This is a genomic window from Bradyrhizobium sp. (genome assembly GCF_047605465.1).
GTDB lineage: Bacteria > Pseudomonadota > Alphaproteobacteria > Rhizobiales > Xanthobacteraceae > Bradyrhizobium.
The window spans coordinates 1-16,059 of record NZ_JASGFS010000097.1; the positions used below are offsets into that span (position 1 = coordinate 1).

General features: G+C 64.9%; 15 protein-coding genes and 1 pseudogene. 6 read left to right on the top strand and 10 right to left on the bottom strand.

Annotated elements, in window-relative coordinates; translation table 11 throughout:
• From QM712_RS34595 to QM712_RS34605, 3 genes are all read right to left on the bottom strand, one after another.
• Nucleotides 1-763: formyl-CoA transferase (locus tag QM712_RS34595; RefSeq protein WP_415027643.1), on the bottom strand; the 763-nt coding region annotated here is incomplete at its 3' end.
• A 143-nt stretch (nucleotides 764-906) separates the two neighbouring features.
• On the bottom strand, nucleotides 907-2,640 hold the full coding sequence (gene oxc, locus QM712_RS34600; protein WP_415027644.1) for an oxalyl-CoA decarboxylase: 1,734 nt from the start codon (nucleotides 2,638-2,640) through the stop codon (nucleotides 907-909).
• 75 nt (nucleotides 2,641-2,715) lie between these two features.
• Nucleotides 2,716-3,411, bottom strand: a complete 696-nt coding sequence (locus tag QM712_RS34605) for a GntR family transcriptional regulator (protein ID WP_415027645.1) — start codon at nucleotides 3,409-3,411, stop codon at nucleotides 2,716-2,718.
• 345 nt (nucleotides 3,412-3,756) lie between these two features.
• Between QM712_RS34605 and QM712_RS34610 the strand changes: the two genes are divergently transcribed.
• The 3 genes from QM712_RS34610 to QM712_RS34620 all read left to right on the top strand — a co-directional run bounded on the left by QM712_RS34610 (nucleotide 3,757) and on the right by QM712_RS34620 (nucleotide 7,614).
• Nucleotides 3,757-5,886 carry an acetate--CoA ligase family protein gene (locus tag QM712_RS34610; protein ID WP_415027646.1) on the top strand — a complete coding sequence of 710 codons (2,130 nt, stop codon included), beginning with the start codon at nucleotides 3,757-3,759 and terminating at the stop codon, nucleotides 5,884-5,886.
• Between the two features lie 398 nt (nucleotides 5,887-6,284).
• Entirely contained in the window at nucleotides 6,285-7,082 is a 798-nt protein-coding gene (locus tag QM712_RS34615; protein WP_415027657.1) for an NYN domain-containing protein, read from the top strand.
• Between the two features lie 148 nt (nucleotides 7,083-7,230).
• A complete protein-coding gene (locus QM712_RS34620) occupies nucleotides 7,231-7,614 on the top strand; it encodes a DUF1236 domain-containing protein (RefSeq protein ID WP_415027647.1) in 384 nt (127 codons plus the stop codon).
• 42 nt (nucleotides 7,615-7,656) lie between these two features.
• Here QM712_RS34620 and QM712_RS34625 read toward each other — a convergent pair whose 3' ends face one another.
• The 3 genes from QM712_RS34625 to QM712_RS34635 all read right to left on the bottom strand — a co-directional run bounded on the left by QM712_RS34625 (nucleotide 7,657) and on the right by QM712_RS34635 (nucleotide 9,298).
• The gene (locus QM712_RS34625; RefSeq protein WP_415027648.1) at nucleotides 7,657-8,034 is read right to left on the bottom strand and encodes a VanZ family protein; all 378 of its coding nucleotides are present in this window, start codon (nucleotides 8,032-8,034) and stop codon (nucleotides 7,657-7,659) included.
• Nucleotides 8,035-8,111: 77 nt separating this feature from the next.
• Entirely contained in the window at nucleotides 8,112-8,720 is a 609-nt protein-coding gene (locus tag QM712_RS34630) for a thiamine pyrophosphate-dependent enzyme (RefSeq protein ID WP_415027649.1), read from the bottom strand.
• Between the two features lie 11 nt (nucleotides 8,721-8,731).
• On the bottom strand, nucleotides 8,732-9,298 hold the full coding sequence (locus tag QM712_RS34635) for a thiamine pyrophosphate-binding protein (protein ID WP_415027650.1): 567 nt from the start codon (nucleotides 9,296-9,298) through the stop codon (nucleotides 8,732-8,734).
• A 248-nt stretch (nucleotides 9,299-9,546) separates the two neighbouring features.
• Here QM712_RS34635 and QM712_RS34640 point away from each other — a divergent pair, with 248 nt between their 5' ends.
• A complete protein-coding gene (locus QM712_RS34640) occupies nucleotides 9,547-10,596 on the top strand; it encodes a hydroxyacid dehydrogenase (protein ID WP_415027651.1) in 1,050 nt (349 codons plus the stop codon).
• A gap of 6 nt (nucleotides 10,597-10,602) precedes the next feature.
• On the opposite strand, the gene QM712_RS34645 is transcribed toward QM712_RS34640, so the two are convergent.
• Nucleotides 10,603-11,544 (bottom strand): ornithine cyclodeaminase family protein, encoded by a 942-nt coding sequence (locus QM712_RS34645; RefSeq protein WP_415027652.1) that lies wholly within the window; start codon nucleotides 11,542-11,544, stop codon nucleotides 10,603-10,605.
• 165 nt (nucleotides 11,545-11,709) lie between these two features.
• Here QM712_RS34645 and QM712_RS34650 point away from each other — a divergent pair, with 165 nt between their 5' ends.
• Nucleotides 11,710-11,922, top strand: coding sequence for a hypothetical protein (locus tag QM712_RS34650; protein WP_415027653.1), 213 nt, complete (start codon nucleotides 11,710-11,712; stop codon nucleotides 11,920-11,922).
• Nucleotides 11,923-11,925: 3 nt separating this feature from the next.
• Here the strand turns inward: QM712_RS34650 and QM712_RS34655 are convergent, their stop codons facing one another.
• The 3 genes from QM712_RS34655 to QM712_RS34665 all read right to left on the bottom strand — a co-directional run bounded on the left by QM712_RS34655 (nucleotide 11,926) and on the right by QM712_RS34665 (nucleotide 15,456).
• A complete protein-coding gene (locus QM712_RS34655; RefSeq protein WP_415027654.1) occupies nucleotides 11,926-12,504 on the bottom strand; it encodes a GNAT family N-acetyltransferase in 579 nt (192 codons plus the stop codon).
• 6 nt (nucleotides 12,505-12,510) lie between these two features.
• Nucleotides 12,511-14,868, bottom strand: coding sequence for an Orn/Lys/Arg decarboxylase N-terminal domain-containing protein (locus QM712_RS34660; RefSeq protein WP_415027655.1), 2,358 nt, complete (start codon nucleotides 14,866-14,868; stop codon nucleotides 12,511-12,513).
• Between the two features lie 108 nt (nucleotides 14,869-14,976).
• Nucleotides 14,977-15,456: an Lrp/AsnC family transcriptional regulator gene (locus QM712_RS34665; protein ID WP_415027656.1), complete on the bottom strand. Its 480-nt coding sequence runs from the start codon at nucleotides 15,454-15,456 to the stop codon at nucleotides 14,977-14,979.
• A 143-nt stretch (nucleotides 15,457-15,599) separates the two neighbouring features.
• Between QM712_RS34665 and QM712_RS34670 the strand changes: the two are divergent.
• Nucleotides 15,600-16,059, top strand: a pseudogene (locus QM712_RS34670) (alanine dehydrogenase); the annotation flags it as partial.

The following is a 16,059-nucleotide window of genomic DNA, read 5'->3' on the forward strand; positions in this document are numbered from 1 at the left end:
TCAGGATGCGGCCGGGCTGGCCGCCGCCGGAATCGTTGCCGGCGCGCGGCACGGCATCACCGAACGGAATGCCTTCGCCGAACTGGCTGTATTCCTTGAGCGGACCGTGGGCGAGGCGCTGCTGGTCGCGCAGCTTGACGCGCGAGAGGTTGAGCACGCCGTCCTGCATCGCCGCGGTGACGCGCTGGCCCTTGCCGGAATGGGTGCGGTGATAGAGCGCGGTGACGATGCCGAGCGCCAGATGCAGGCCGGTGCCGGAATCGCCGATCTGCGCGCCGGTGACGAGCGGCACACCGTCGCGGAAGCCGGTGGTGGAGGCGGCGCCGCCGGTGCACTGGGCGACGTTCTCATAGACCTTGCAGTCCTCGTAGGGCCCGGGTCCGAAGCCCTTGATCGAGGCGACGATCATCTTCGGGTTGATCTGCTGGATCTTCTCCCAGGGAAAGCCCATGCGGTCGAGCACGCCGGGGCCGAAATTCTCGACCAGCACGTCGCACTTCTTGATCAGCTCGGTGAGGACTTCCTTGCCCTTGGGGTTCTTGGTGTCGAGCGTGATCGAGCGCTTGTTGTGGTTGAGCATGGTGAAATACAGGCTGTCCACGTTCGGGATGTCCTGCAGCTGACCGCGGGTGATGTCGCCCACGCCCGGACGTTCCACCTTGATCACGTCGGCGCCGAACCAGGCCAGCAGCTGCGTGCAGGTCGGTCCGGACTGGACGTGGGTGAAGTCGAGAATGCGGACGCCCGTGAGCGCTTTGGTCATTGTGTTGCTCCTGTTACCACTCTGTTTCCGTCACGCCCGCGAAGGCAGGCATTCAGTCATCGCTGTCGTTCGGGCCTCAGTGCTCGCCGGATGGTCCGGCGATGACCGTTCCCCGCCTGCGCGGAGAATGCCCCGGCTGTTGCCTATTTCTTCTTCTGCAGAACGCTCTGCGGATTGAGGTTGCCGATGCGGCCGCTTTCCGAGCCGGCGGCCGGATCGATCACCGCGTTGATGAGCGTCGGCTTGCCCGAGGCCATCGCCTCGCTGACGGCGCGCTTGAGCTCGTCCGGCGACGTCGCATTCACGCCGATGCCGCCGAAGGCTTCCATCATCTTGTCGTAGCGGGCGCCCTTGACGAACACGGTGGTCGCCGGATCGGCGTTGGCGTTGTTGACGTCGGTGCCGCGATAGATGCCGTCATTGTTGAAGATGACGATGCAGATCGGCAGGTTGTAGCGGCAGATGGTCTCGACCTCCATGCCGGAGAAGCCGAAGGCGCTGTCGCCTTCCACCGCCAGCACGGGGTTGCCGGTCTCGAGCGCGGCGGCGATCGCCTGGCCCATGCCGATGCCCATCACGCCCCAGGTGCCGACGTCGAGACGCTTGCGCGGCCGGTACATGTCGATGACGCCGCGGGCGAGGTCGAGCGTGTTGGCGCCTTCGTTCACGAGGATCGCCTCGGGATGATCCTTGATGACGTTCTTGAGCACGCCGAGCGCGCCGTGATAGTCCATCGGCGACTTGTTGTTCATCAGCTTCGGCGCCATCTTGGCGACGTTCTCTTCGCGCTTGGAGGCGATGGCCCTGGTCCATTCGGCCGGCGGCGCGGTCCATGACGACCCCATCGCCTGGTTGAACGCCGAGACCACCGAGCCGATGTCGCCGACGACGGGCGCGACGATCTCGACGTTGGAGTCCATCTCCTTCGGCTCGATGTCGACCTGGATGAACTGCTTCGGCGCTTCGCCCCAGCTTTTGCCCTTGCCGTGCGAGAGCAGCCAGTTCAGCCGCGCGCCGATCAGCATCACGACGTCGGATTCCTTCAGCACCGTCGAGCGGGCGGCGCCGGCGCATTGCGGATGCGTATCGGCGAGGAGGCCCTTGGCCATGCTCATCGGGAGGAACGGCACGCCGCTCTTCTCGACGAAGGTCTTGATCTCCTCGTCGGCCTGCGCGTAGGCCGCGCCCTTGCCGAGAATGATGAGCGGGCGCTTTGCACCCTTGAGCACGTCGAGCGCGCGCTTGACCGAGGCGGGCGAGGGGATCTGCGCGGGCGCGGCGTCGATCACCTGAACCAGCGACTTCCGGCCGGCCTCCGCATTCATCACCTGGCCGAACAGCTTGGCCGGCAGGTCGAGATAGACGCCGCCGGGGCGGCCAGAGACCGCGGCGCGGATGGCGCGGGCGAAGCCGATGCCGATGTCCTGGGCGTGCAGAACGCGATAGGCCGCCTTGCAGAGCGGCTTTGCGATCGCGAGCTGATCCATCTCCTCGTAGTCGCCCTGCTGGAGGTCGACGATCTCGCGCTCGGACGAGCCCGAGACCAGGATCATCGGGTAGCAGTTGGTGGTGGCGTGCGCGAGCGCGGTGAGACCGTTGAGGAAGCCGGGTGCGGAGACGGTGAGACAGACGCCGGGCTTCTTGGTGAGGTAGCCGGCGATGCCCGCGGCGTAACCGGCGTTCTGCTCGTGGCGGAACGAGATCACGCGAATGCCCGCGGCCTGCGCCATGCGGCCCAAATCCGTAATCGGGATGCCCGGCACGTTGTAGATCGTCTTGATGCCGTTCAGCTTGAGCGCGTCGATGACCAGGTGGAAGCCATCCGTCAGTTCCTGCTCGGTGCCCGGTGCTTCGGACTTGGTCGCGGTATTCAGCATGGGCCTTGTCTCCCTGGTCTCAAGGTATCGTTTCGGGTCGTCGGGGCGAATGCCTCGCCCTTCTGGTGAGTTTTGCTAGGTAAAGAGTTCCTGGCCGTGCGCTTCGACGTAGGCGGCGAGGCCAAGGGTGTGGTCGCGGGCGCGCTTCTCGGCGAGTTCGGTGTCGCGCGCTTCCAGCGCTTCGATGATGCCGAGATGCTCGGGCAGGGAGGTCGCGGTGCGGTCCTTGCGTCCGATCGTCAGTTGCCGGTAGCCGCGCACATGAAGCAGGAGATCGTTGGTGAGATCGACCAGCACCGGGGATTCCGACAGCGAGATCAGCGCCTGGTGGAAGGCGATGTTGGCGCGCGAATACTCCTCGACGTGATCCTCGGGCAGGCGGTCCTTGCCGAAATCCTTGAAGAAGTCGCGCAGCGCCGAAATGTCCTTCTTGCGCGCAGTGGTCGTGATCAGGCGCGCGGCCATGCTCTCCAGCGCGGCCCAGGCGCGGATCATGTCGACGATCTCGGTCTTGGTCCTGCGCACCACCATGATGCCGCGGCGCGGCACGGTCTTCACGAAGCCATCCTGCTCGAGCATCGCGATCGCTTCGCGGATCGGCGTCCGGCTGACACCCAGGCGTTCGGACAGCGCGCGCTCGTCCAGCATCACCGGCTCGGGCGTCGAATAGATGTCCATCTTCAGGATGGCTTCCTTCAAGGCGTCGTAGGCCTTGTTCTTGAAGCTGCTCTCCGGGGCAATACGAACGATTGCGATGTCTGCCTCGGTCATATTGGGCAACGCCTTGGTTGGTTTCCGCAGTGACACGACGAATCTCCTCCAGTGGGAGTCGTCTTTTACAGGAATATTAACGGGAAGGTTTTTGGCATACCACATGCCAGAATGTCAAGCTGGCTATTTTTTGCAGGCTTCTAAGTGATGCCCCAGCTTGACAAGTTGGCTTCTGGCATACCAAATGCCATCGCTAGCTATTTTGGTCCAGGCCGGCGGAGTATTCGGCCGATGCGCCACTCTGCTTCCCGGCATGGGCCGAAGCGCTGCGAATGGCAAGCATCACGGGCGGCCGCACGGCACGCGCTTCGAGAAAGCGAGAACTGAGCTCAAGGGAGAAGCCACATGTCCAATTCCAAAGATGCCGTCCGCAAGGTGCTCGACCAGGTCAAGTCCGACAATCGCACCAGCCTGACCGCGCCGGAGGGCAAGCTGGTCTGCGACGCCTACGGCATTCCGGTACCGAAGGAGGGCGTGGCGAAGTCGGCTGGCGAAGCCGGCAAGATGGCATCGGCCATGGGCTTCCCGGTGGTGATGAAGATCGTCTCCCCGGACATTCTCCACAAGACCGAGGCCGGTGGCGTGATCGTCGGCCTCAAGACGGCCGAGGACGCCGAGAAAGCCTACGAGACCATTCTCGGCAACGCCAGGAAGTACAAGGCCGATGCCAAGGTCGAGGGGGTCCAGGTGCAGCAGATGCTGGCCGGCGGCACCGAGGTCATCGTCGGCTCGATCACCGACGGCTCCTTCGGCAAGCTCGTCGCCTTCGGCCTCGGCGGTGTGCTGGTCGAGGTGTTGAAGGACATCACCTTCCGCTTGGCGCCCGCGACCAGGGAGGATGCCTTGTCGATGCTCGACGGCATCCAGGCGCATGAGATCCTGAAAGGGGTTCGCGGTGGTGAACCGGTGAACCGCGCGGCGCTTGCCGATGTGATCGTCAAGGTCTCGCAGCTCGTCACCGACTTCCCCGAGATCGTCGAGCTCGACCTCAACCCGGTGTTCGCGACAGCGAAGGATGCCACGGCTGCGGACGTGCGCATCGTCGTCGACTTCGCCTACAAGCCGAAGCCCAAGCCGCGCCCGACCGAGGAAATCGTTGCGGCGATGAACCGCATCATGCAGCCGAAGGCGGTTGCCGTGGTCGGCGCCTCCGCCGAAGACGGCAAGATCGGCAACTCCGTGATGAAGAACCTCATCAACGGCGGCTACAAGGGCGACATCTATCCGATCCATCCGAAGGCCGCCGAAATCCTCGGCTACAAGGCCTACAAGAGCGTCAAGGACGTGCCCGGCGTGATCGACGTCGCGGTGTTCGCGATCCCGGCGAAGTTCGTGGCCGCAGCGCTCGCCGAGTGCGGCGAGAAGAAAATCCCTGGCGCCGTTCTGATCCCGTCCGGCTTCGCCGAAGCCGGCGCGCCGGAGCTGCAGGCCGAGATCGTGGAGGTCGGCAAGAAGTACGACATTCGCCTGATGGGGCCGAACATCTACGGGTTCTATTATACGCCGGCCAATCTCTGCGCGACCTTCTGCACGGCCTATGACGTGAAGGGACACGCGGCGCTGTCGTCGCAGTCGGGCGGCATCGGCATGGCCATCATCGGCTTCTCTCGTTCGGCCAAGATGGGCGTCTCGGCGATCGTTGGCCTCGGCAACAAGTCCGACATCGACGAAGACGATCTGCTCGCCTTCTTCGAGCAGGATCCGAACACGAACCTGATCGCGCAGCACTGCGAAGACCTCAAGGACGGGCGCGCCTTCGCGGAAGCCGCCAAGCGCGTCTCCAAGAAGAAGCCGGTCATCGTGCTGAAGGCCGGCCGCACCTCGGCCGGCGCCAAGGCGGCGTCCTCGCACACGGGCGCGCTCGCCGGCAACGACAAGATCTACGAGGACGTTCTGGCGCAGTCGGGCGTGATCCGTGCCCGTTCGTTGCGGCAGTTGCTCGAATTCGCCCGCGGCGTGCCGGTCCTGCCGACGCCGAAGGGCGAGAATATCCTGATCATCACCGGCGCCGGCGGCTCGGGCGTGCTCCTGTCGGACTCCTGCGTCGACAACGGCCTGTCGTTGATGTCGATGCCACCCGATCTCGATGCGGCGTTCCGCAAGTTCATCCCGCCATTCGGCGCGGCGGGAAATCCCGTCGACATCACCGGCGGCGAGCCGCCGATCACCTATATCAACACGGTGAAGCTCGGCCTCTCCGACGATCGCATCCATGCGCTGATCCTCGGCTACTGGCACACCATCGTCACTCCGCCGATGGTGTTCGCCCGCAACATGGTCGAGGTGAAGAAGGAGATGGAGGCCAAGGGCTTCGTGAAGCCGATCGTGGCGTCGCTCGCCGGCGACGTCGAGGTCGAGGAGGCCGCCGAATATCTCTACCAGAATGGTATCCCGGCTTATGCCTATTCGACCGAGCTTCCGGTCGAGGTGCTCGGCGCCAAGTACAAATGGGCGCGGGGGGCAGGGTTACTCTGAACCGAACTTCACCTCTCCCCCAAAGCGGGGAGAGGTCGATTTCGATCGCAGATCGGGTTTGATGGCCGATCGCGAGGCGTGCGGCTGCGGCGTGCATTGGCTGCCCGCGCGCGATCGATCGTCGAAACGCTTGCCGAGGACGATAAGGGCTATCATCTCGGGGATATCCGGAGATCGCCCGGACGGTGCGGAGCGTCGCGGCGGAACTGTTGGCGACGTCCAGCGCTTGCGATGCCGGACGCAAAGCTGGGCTGCCTTCCGTTGGCGGTCCGCCACGGCCGGCCGAAAGAAATCAGCTCTGGCGGCGGACGCCACCGCAACGGTATATCCATCCATCGCTGTCTGCGCGCTGCCCGGCATGGCCGTGTTCGAGCGCGTGTCGTTTTTCGAGGGAAGCCATGCCTTCTGAACTCCGTTCGCCCCGTCTCGCCGTCTTGATCGACGCCGACAATGCCTCCGCGAAGATCGCCGACGGATTGTTCGAGGAAATCGCCAAGATCGGTGAGGCCAGCGTCCGCCGCATCTACGGCGACTTCTCCAGCGCGCGATCCAAGGGCTGGGCCGACATCCTGTCGAAGCATGCCATCATCCCGCAGCAGCAATTCGCCTACACGACGGGAAAGAACGCCTCGGACATCACGCTGGTCATCGACGCGATGGACCTGCTGCACAGCGGGCGGTTCGACGGCTTCTGCCTGGTGTCGTCCGACAGCGACTTTACCCGCCTCGCTGCCCGCATACGGGAGCAGGGCATCGACGTCTTCGGGTTCGGTGAACACAAGACGCCGGAAAGCTTCCGGCAGGCCTGCCGAAGATTCGTCTACACGGAGAACCTGCTCACTGGCTCGGTGAACGCGCAGGACGCCGCGTCGAAACCAACGGCGCTGCAGCCGCTCGACGCAGCAACCCCGATCATCAAGAGGGTCATCACCCAGATGGAGAGCGAAGACGGCTGGGTCACGCTCGGGGAGGTCGGGCGCCAGCTTGCCAACCTGGCGTCCGATTTCGATCCGCGGACCTTTGGCTTCCGCAAGCTGAGCGACCTCGTTCGGAAAACGAACGCTTTCGAGATCGACGAGTCGAACGGCCGGTCGATGCGGATTCGGGTCAAGGCAACCGCCGCACCGTCACCAAAACCGCGAAATTCGCGCAGACGCGCACCGCGAGGAGCGACCGGCGATACGCCCAAGGCGTGAGCGCGTGCTGGAACTGATGACGGGTCCGGTGATCGCCGCAGCGTGAAGTGTTCTGCAGTAACAGTGGCGTGACTTTCTCCGCGAGGGAACCGGAACTACGGCCGGGGCTCGCGGTTGACGGCGCACAACAACACTGGAGAGTGTGGACATGAAAACCCGTCTTGCGATTTCGTTGGCCGCTGCTTCGCTGCTCGCGTCCAGCGCCGCCTTTGCTCAGTCGACCACCGCTCAGGGCGCCGCGGACGGCGCGCGTGCGGGCGGTGACATCGGTGGGCCGATCGGCGCGATGGTCGGTGGCACCGTGGGTGCGGCCGTGGGCGCCGGTCTCGAAATTCCGAATGCTGTGCTCGGCGGGATTCCGCGCGATGATTCCGTCGTGGTCCGCGAGCGTGTCGTGGTCGGCGAGCCTCTGCCCCCGACCGTGGTGCTGCGCCCGGTTCCGAACTACACCGAGTATCGCTATGCCGTGGTCAACGATCGCCGCGTGATCGTCGAGCCGCGCACGCGCCGTGTCGTCAAGATCATCGATTGATCGATTGGCGTTCAGGAGTTGAAGGGACGGCCCTGCGGAGCGTCACTCCGCGGGGCCTTCGCTTGCCATGACGGGCTTGGAGCGGAAGCGCGTGATGGCCCAATCGCCAACCGCGGCGAGCGCGAGGCCGGCGCAAGCCGTAGCCGCATCCACCAGAAAGTCTTCCAGCCGCGCATGCCGTCCCGGCGCCCAGAACTGCATCAGCTCGAGCAGGCCGATCAGCACGACAGAGAGGGCCGCGACCAGCCAGCGACGATTTCGGTAGGCCAGGCCGAAGGCTATTCCGACCAGGACGAAGGCGAGTGCGTGTTCGCCATCCTGGCTGAGGTCGGAATGCGGCCGCAGGTTCGCCGGCCCGAGGGTTGCGAATGTGACGGCGGCGGCAAGAAGCCAGGCGGAACAACGGAGAAGAAAGTTCATCCGGTCGCCTTAGCATGGATTTACGACAGGCCGCGACCGTGCCGGGATCAGATGGCCGTGTAGTTAATGACGAAAAATTAAAGGGGCTCGCGCACGCCCAGGCCGTGCATGAACCGCTCCCTGATCTGCACGGGGTCGCGGCGGGTGGTCCCGACCCCCGGCTTGTCGTCGATCCGGACGGCGATCAGGCTGGGCTCGGAAGCAGTGAGCGCTCCTTCCACCAGACGCTCGAAGTCTTCTTCATCGGCAGCCCAGGCGCTGGCCGCAAGGCCGGAACCGGTCGCGATGGCGACGATATCGGCCACGCTTGCCGCGGGCGTCGGCTGCGCACCCGTGATCTGGTAGATGCCGTTGTCCATCACGATCATGGTGAGGTTTTTCGGCTTGAGGGTCGCGATGGTCGAGAGCGCACCGAGCTGCATCAGCAGCGAACCGTCGCCTTCGAGTGCGATGACGCGGCGGTCCGGTTGCGCCAGCGCGACGCCGAGCGCGATCGGGAAGGCGAGGCCCATGCTGCCGAGCATATAGAAGTTCTGCGGGCGATGGCCGGCGGCCCACAGGTCGAAATTGGTGTTGCCGATGCCGCCGATGACGGCTTCCTCGTTCCCGAGCTTCGCGATCAGGCGCGAGGTGAGGTCGAAGCGGTTCATCACCTTGGTGTTGCGCGCGTCCAGATCCTTGTTCATGTGCGACGGCCTCACTTGTCGAAAACCTTGCCGCCCGTCAGCAGCGGATTGAGGATCAGCGCGACCGGCGCCTGGGTGGTGACGGCCTGCTTGATCGAACGGTCGGCGATGAATTCGAGCTCGTCGAGCCTGGTGATGGTGTGATGCTCCAGCGCCAGTGAATCGAGCACCGGCCGCATGGTGCGGCAGACCAGCGACTGCCCGTAGTTGAACTCTCCGAGCGTGCCGCGCTCGGAAACGAACATGATCAGCGGAATCTGGTAGGGCACCGCGAGCGAGGCCAGCACATTGGCGAGCGTGGCAAAGCCCGAGGTCTGCATCAGGACCGCACCGCGTCGTCCGCCCATCCAGGCGCCCGAAACGATGCCGACGGCCTCCTCCTCGCGGGCGGTGGCGAAGGTCGTGAAGAAAGGGTCGGCGTGCAGGTTCTTGATCAGCGGCGTCAGCACGCGGTCGGGCACGTAAGGGACGAGGCTGATCTCGTTTCGCTTCAGGGTCTGCAGGACGATGTCGTGCCAGCTCCTGTGATCGGAGGCCTGTGCCACCTGGGCCGAGCTATGCTGTTCCGCAACCGCCATTGCGTTCTCCCTTCGGCCGCGCTGCATGCTTCTTGGTCATTCGGCGTCGCGGCGACCCGCCGAACTTGACGCGGCGAGCGGGATTGTCAACATGTCCCGGCCGGCACCGTGATCTGCACCAGATGGACTGACGTGGCCGGCGCCGCCATGTCATAAGCAACGACAACGAAAAAGCGGGAGGAGAGCATGGAGAAGGCGCGTACCGCGCTGACTTTTCCGATCTTCCCGGTCGAGCCGGAAGGGTCCTGATGTCCGTCAACAGCAAACGCGTCTTCTACGTCAAATACCTGGCCAATCCGATTTACATCGACATCCTGAAGACGAGGCCCGACGTCCGGCTCGACCGGATCGAGAACGAGAGCCCCGAAGATTTCTATGCGCCGATCCTGAGCGCGGCGCACGTCTACCAGATCGGCGCGGCCCGCGATGAACTCGCGCCGCACTTCCACGTCGATGCCGCCTTCCTCAAGCGCACGCCGAACCTGCTGCTGGTCTCCAGCAATGGCGCGGGCTTCGATCCCGTCGACGTTGAGGCTTGCACAGATGCCGGCGTGCTGGTCGTCAACCAGTCCGGAGGCAACGCCCATTCGGTGGCCGAACATGCGCTGGCGATGATGCTGACGCTGTCCAAGCGCATCATCCAGTCCGACCGCCGCCTGCGCCGCGAGCGCGACGTCAACCGGAACGAGCTCGTCGGCAACGAGGTCGAGCACAAGACCGTCGGCATCATCGGTCTCGGCAATGTCGGACGCCGTATCGCGGCGCTGTGCAAGGGCCTGCTCGGCATGAAAGTGCTCGCCTACGATCCTTACCTCACGGCAGAGGTGATGGCGGAGCGGGGCGGTGAGAAGGTCGAGCTGGACGAACTCCTGCGCCGCGCGGACTTCGTCTCGATCTCCTGTCCGCTGAACAAGGGCAGCCGCAACATGATCAGCGTGCGCGAGTTCGCGCTGATGCAGCCGCACGCCTATTTCATCACCACGGCGCGCGGCTTCATCCACGACGAGGATGCGCTGCTCGGCGCGTTGCGCGACAAGCGCATCGCGGGGGCGGGCCTCGACGTCTGGTCCAAGGAGCCGCCGCCGCCGGAGCATCCGCTGCTCCAGTTCGACAACGTGCTGGCGAGCCCCCACACCGCGGGCGTGACGGTGGAGGCGCGCGAGAACATGGGCCGGATCGCCGCCGAGCAGGTGCTGGAAACGCTCGACGGCAAGCGGCCGCCGCGTATCATCAATCCCGAGGTCTGGCCGCGTTATGCCGAGCGCTTCAAGGAGGCGTTCGGAGTGATGCCGCGGTAGCGAGCGCTACCCCAGATTTGCCCCGAGCTGCTGGAAGACGGCCTCACAGGTCATGAGGTCGAGGTGACCGCCGCCGGCGTTCTTGAAGAAGGTGATGTCGGACGATGAAGTCCGCCCTTCGACGGGGCCACCGACGAGATCGTAGAGATCGCCGAGGACGTCGGTCTCGCTGATCGCGCCGCTTGCGATCGGTTGCAGGATGTCGCCGACGCCATGGAAGGCGGATTCCCGGCGATCCACGAAGACGCGCGACATCCTGGCCGCGTCGTCATCGGCCTCGCGCGTCTGCGGCGTGTAGCCGCCGACCAGGTCGAGATGCGTGCCCGGCCGCAGATTGCGGCCCTTGATCAGCGGTTGATGCGACCGGGTACACGCCGTGATGACGTCCGCCTCGCGCGTCGCGGCGTCGAGGTCCGTGATGGTCTCTGCCTTGATGCCGTCGGCGGCCAGTCGCTTGACGAGATCAGCCGCGCGGTCGGGGCTCCGATTCCAGATCAGGACGCGTTGCAGCGACGCTCGCACGGTGCGATGCCCCCGGATGAGCCATTCCGACATCTCGCCCGCACCGACGCAAAGGAGGGTCTCCGGATTGGGACCTGCGAGAAGCTTCGTGCCCAGCGCGGAGTCGGCGGCGGTGCGCCAATGGGTGATCTCGGTGCCGTCCATCGCAGCCAGCGGCCGCCCGTTCGTGCCGTCGAACAGCACGCACACGGCCTGCACGGCCGGCATCTTGCCCTCCGCGAGGTTGGCGGGAAAGCTGGTGAACATCTTGCTCGCCATGTACCGGCCGTGATCCACGGCGCTGCGAATGACGTACTGCGCCTTCTCGCCGCCGAGGAAGGCGTCCAGCACCTCCATTTTCGGCCGGCGGTGCGCGGCCTCCAGGGCAGCAATGAGGATCGGGAAGGTCAGAACCTTCGTGACTTCGGTATCGGAGACAAAGTGCAAGGCGAAACCCTTATCGGTGAGGACCGGCGCACCGGCTTAGACCCCGGCGGCAGGTTCCGCAATGAGTTGTCCACCGCCTCCGCGCGATCTTGATCCGCATCAAAATCTCCTGTCCCTGGCCGGCCTAAATGGGACTAGAGTGCCGCCGGGGCAGCAGGAGGTCCCATGTCAGTTTATGTCGTCAGGTTCATGAAGGACGTGCTCGGCCAGTATGGCCGGCAGAGCGAGGTCTGCCAGAGCGCGATCGAGATCGACGCGGCCGACGAGAACGAAGCCGAGGAACGGGCGAAAGCGAAGTTCTGCAAGCAGCAGGCTCTGCACCATTGGTCGCTGCATGCCGACCGTATTCAGGTCAGGCCGGCTGATCTTCCGTCGTAGGGTCTATCGGCCGGGGGCCGTGACGGGTGGAGGCGCCGTTGTGCCTGCGCCGAGCGAGCGCTGTACCATCACCGTGTCGGACCAGCGGCCGTGACGATAGGCGACCCCGCACAGCAGGCCGATCCGGGAAAAGCCGAACTTTTCGTGGAGCGTCAGCGAAGCACCATTGTCGGCATCGATATAGCCGATCATCTGCCGAAAACCCGCCGCCGCGCAGGCGTCGATCAATTCCCCGAGCAACAGCCGTCCGACGCCCCGCCCGAGATGCTCGTGATGGACGTAGATCGAATGCTTGGCCGTATAGCGATAGGCCGGCCGCTTGCGGAACAGCACTGCGTAGGCATAGCCCACGACCTCGCCGCGATAGGTCGCCACCAGATGCGGCAGGCGGGTCTGCTTCAGGTTCTTGCGGCGGTCACGCAGGTCGTCCGGCTCGGGCGCACCGGTTCCCTCGACATCGCGCGGCACGCCGGTGCGGACGTGATGGCGGTAGATCGCCAGCATCGCCTCGATATCGCTCTCGCGTGACGGCCGGACCAGGACCGGCTCGTCGTCTGCGCGCATCACGGCTGTTTCGCTCATCGGCACCTACTCGGCAACGACGTAAGTATACAGCCCGATCCGTCCGCTGGCATCGATCTCCTTGTAGACACCCTGGATTTCGACGTCGAAGCCGGGGAACGTGTTGAAGCAGGTTTCGAACATCTTGAGGTAGTCGATCATCGGCTTCGCCCGTTCCGTCAGTCGCTCGCCGGGAACGATCGTGGCGATGCCCGGCGGATAGACGACGAAGGGCGTGGTCGCGACGCGGCCGCCGATCGCCTCGATCGGGAGATAATCGACATCGTTGCGGATCAGGCATCGTGCGGCGTCGCGCGGCGCCAGCGCGATTTCCGGCAGGTGCTCGGGGGTGAACTGGCGCGCCTGGAGCGCGCTGACATCGGCGGCGCGGAAGAAGCGGTGCATTTCGCCGCAGAGGTCGCGCAGCCGCACTCCGGCATAGCGCGCCTGCCGCCGCTGATAGAATTCCGGGATTGCATCGGCGAGCAGCGCGTTGTCGTCGTGCAGCTTCTTGAACGCGACGAGGCCGGAAATCAGTGTGCCCGCCTTGCTCGCCTCGACGCCGGGCGTGAGCAGGAAGAGCAGGGAGTTGAGGTCGTTCTTCTCGGGAACGATGCGGTTCTCGCGCAGATATTGCGCGACAACCGGCGCCGGGATGCCGTGCTCGGCATAGGCTCCCGTGGTCCGGTCGAAGCCGGGCGTGAGCAGCGTCAGCTTGTTCGGATCGGTCATGGCAAAACCTTCCGCGAGATTCGGAAAGCCGTGCCAGGTGCTGTCGGGCGAGAGTTGCCACAGGGCGGGGTTGGTGGCGAGTTCGTCCGTGGACAGGGTTTCCCAGGCCACGTTGTGGGCCGCGCCGGGGCGGCTGACGTCGGGAATGGCGACGCGATCGGGAACGAAGGGCTCGAAGAACCAGCGGCGATCCGGATTCTGCTCCTTCTCCTCGAACTCCCGGCGCATCGCGCGGATCTTCTTGCGAAGCTCGATGCCGAGACGGATCGTGTCGTCCCACAGGACCTCGCCGGAGCGGCCCTTCATCATCTGCGCGCCGACGTCGAGCGAGGCGAACAGGGGGTAGAACGGCGATGTCGAGGCGTGCTGCATGAAGCTTTCGTTGAAGCGACGGTGCTCGACGCGCCGCTTCTGGCCGCGGATGTGGCGATCCTTGATGTGGATCTGCGAGGCCTGCGAAAAGCTCGCGAGCTGCTTGTGGGTGGATTGCGTCGCGATGATGCCGGGCGCCTCGGGCGGGAGGTTCGCCAGTCCCATGGCGAAGCGACCGGCATAGAGCGGATGGAATTTCATGAAGCCGGCCCAGGCCTCGTCGAACAGGATGTAGTCGCAGAGATGGCCGATGCGCTTGAGGATCATCTCGGCGCTGTGGATCGTGCCGTCATAGGTGCACTGCTCGACCACGGCGACGCGGAATGGGCGCTCCTTGCGCCAGGCCTCGCGGTCTTCGACCAGGGGATGGTTGCGGATCGCCTCCCGCAGCGCCTTTTCGTCGAGCGCGTCCCAGCGCATCGGGCCGATCAGGCCCCAGGAATTGCGGATGGTCGGCACGTAGATCGGGATGCCGCCGTTGATCAGCAGCGCGCCGTGATGGGCGGCCTTGTGGTTGTTGCGGTCGAACAGCACGAGATCGCCGTCGGTGACGAGCGCGCCGAGCGCGACCTTGTTCGAGGTCGAGGTGCCGTTGAGGACGAAATAGGTCTTCTCCGCCCCGAATATCGCGGCGGCTTCCTTCTGCGCCCTCAGGGCCGGGCCTTCATGGGTGAGGAGGTCGCCGAGATCGAGCACGGAATTGTCGAGGTCGTCGCGGAACACGGCTTCACCGAGATGTTCGACGAAGACCCGGCCGATCGGGCTGCGGCTGTAAAACGACCCGCCATTGTGCCCTGGGCAGGTCCAGAGCTGGTTGCCTTCCTCGGCATAGTCGACGAGCGCACCGAAGAACGGCGTCTTCAGTGTCTCGGCGTATTGCTTGAGCCGGCTGATCAGGTTCTTGGCGATGAAGGGCGGGGTCTCCTCGGAGAGGAAGACGTAGCCGTCGATGAAGTCGAGCACTTCGACCGGCAGGTCCTCGAACCGCTTGCGCCGGATCAGGAGGATGATCGGGAAGTCGAGACCGCGGCGGCGCATCAGGTTGATCAGCGCCGACGTCTTGCCTTCCAGGCCCTTCTTGCCCCAGTCCACCACCATGCAGCCGATCGCGGCGTCGGTTTGCACCGCGATCTCGGCATCCTCCAGCTTGCGGGCCCGGACCACCTCGAAGCCGGAGCGCTGGATCTCCTCGATGATCTGGTTGAAGCGGACGCCTTCGAGGTCGTCGGCGTCGAACACGGGTGCGGCGAACAGGAAGTTGAAGCGCTTGAAATAGTCCATGTGTGGTCCCGAATATGCCCTGCAACACGTCTCGGCACATTTGATGACAGTTCGATGACAGAACCGGCCCGGCGGTCGGCTCTGCGAAATCGGCAGAGGCGAGGCGGGCTAGCGCTTCATCTCGCCGAATACCACGGTCGGCACCGCGCGGTTGACGACCTCGCGGAGCGCAAAGCTCGATTGCACCCGGGCAACGCGCGGCAGGCGCGACAGTTCGGTCCGGTGGATGCGTTCGAAATCCTGGATGTCCCGGGCGAGCACGATCAGGATGTAGTCGTCGGTCCCCGACATCAGGAAACAGCGCACGACCGAGGGGCATTTCACCACCTCCGCCTCGAAGGCCTTCAGCGCCTCGTCGCTCTGGCTCTCCAGAGCGATACGAACCAGCACCGTCGTGGTGAGGCCGAACCGGGCGAGATCGAGTGCGGCCTGATAGGCCTGGATGTAGCCGTCGTCTTCCAGTGTCTTCTGCCGCCGCGCCAGTGCCGTGCTGGACAGACCGATCTTGGCGGCGAGCTCGGTATGGCTCGCGCGCGCATTGGTGGTGAGTTCCGCGAGGATGGCGAGATCTTTCCGGTCCAGGGCCAAGGTTTCGTTTCCAGCGTGACAGGACGGATCCGCGCCGGAAACCGGCGTCAATCGTCCGAAACTACAGGATATTCGCACGAAACCAAACCGGGCCAATGGCTACGATGGTCGGCGACTCGAGACTTTGGCGAAGGAGCTGGGAGATGCGCGTTGGTGTTCCCCGGGAGATCAAGGTGCAGGAATATCGCGTCGGGCTGACGCCCGGCGCGGTTCGCGAATATGTCGCGGCCGGTCATGAGGTGACGGTCGAGACCGGCGCCGGCAGCGGCATCGGCGCCTCCGACGAGCTCTATCGCCGGGCGGGGGCCGCGATCGCGGACAATGCCCGCGCCATCTTCGCCAGGTCCGACATGATCGTGAAGGTGAAGGAGCCTCAGAAGGACGAATGGGGCCAGCTCCACGACAACCAGATCCTGTTCACCTATCTCCACCTCGCGCCCGATCCGGAGCAGGCCAGGGGCCTGCTCGCCTCCGGCTGCACTGCGATCGCCTATGAGACGGTCACCGACGCGAACGGACACCTCCCTCTGCTTGCGCCGATGAGCGAAGTCGCCGGCCGCCTGGCCATCGAGGCGGCCGGCGCCGCTCTCAGGCGTTCGGCCG

Bases quoted from the DNA above. Each gene is read 5' to 3' on its own strand.
- oxc (WP_415027644.1), bottom strand. From the start codon at position 2,640: ATGCTGAATACCGCGACCAAGTCCGAAGCACCGGGCACCGAGCAGGAA.
- QM712_RS34605 (WP_415027645.1), bottom strand. From the start codon at position 3,411: ATGACCGAGGCAGACATCGCAATCGTTCGTATTGCCCCGGAGAGCAGC.
- QM712_RS34610 (WP_415027646.1), top strand. From the start codon at position 3,757: ATGTCCAATTCCAAAGATGCCGTCCGCAAGGTGCTCGACCAGGTCAAG.
- QM712_RS34615 (WP_415027657.1), top strand. From the start codon at position 6,285: ATGCCTTCTGAACTCCGTTCGCCCCGTCTCGCCGTCTTGATCGACGCC.
- QM712_RS34620 (WP_415027647.1), top strand. From the start codon at position 7,231: ATGAAAACCCGTCTTGCGATTTCGTTGGCCGCTGCTTCGCTGCTCGCG.
- QM712_RS34625 (WP_415027648.1), bottom strand. From the start codon at position 8,034: ATGAACTTTCTTCTCCGTTGTTCCGCCTGGCTTCTTGCCGCCGCCGTC.
- QM712_RS34630 (WP_415027649.1), bottom strand. From the start codon at position 8,720: ATGAACAAGGATCTGGACGCGCGCAACACCAAGGTGATGAACCGCTTC.
- QM712_RS34635 (WP_415027650.1), bottom strand. From the start codon at position 9,298: ATGGCGGTTGCGGAACAGCATAGCTCGGCCCAGGTGGCACAGGCCTCC.
- QM712_RS34640 (WP_415027651.1), top strand. From the start codon at position 9,547: ATGTCCGTCAACAGCAAACGCGTCTTCTACGTCAAATACCTGGCCAAT.
- QM712_RS34650 (WP_415027653.1), top strand. From the start codon at position 11,710: ATGTCAGTTTATGTCGTCAGGTTCATGAAGGACGTGCTCGGCCAGTAT.
- QM712_RS34655 (WP_415027654.1), bottom strand. From the start codon at position 12,504: ATGAGCGAAACAGCCGTGATGCGCGCAGACGACGAGCCGGTCCTGGTC.
- QM712_RS34660 (WP_415027655.1), bottom strand. From the start codon at position 14,868: ATGGACTATTTCAAGCGCTTCAACTTCCTGTTCGCCGCACCCGTGTTC.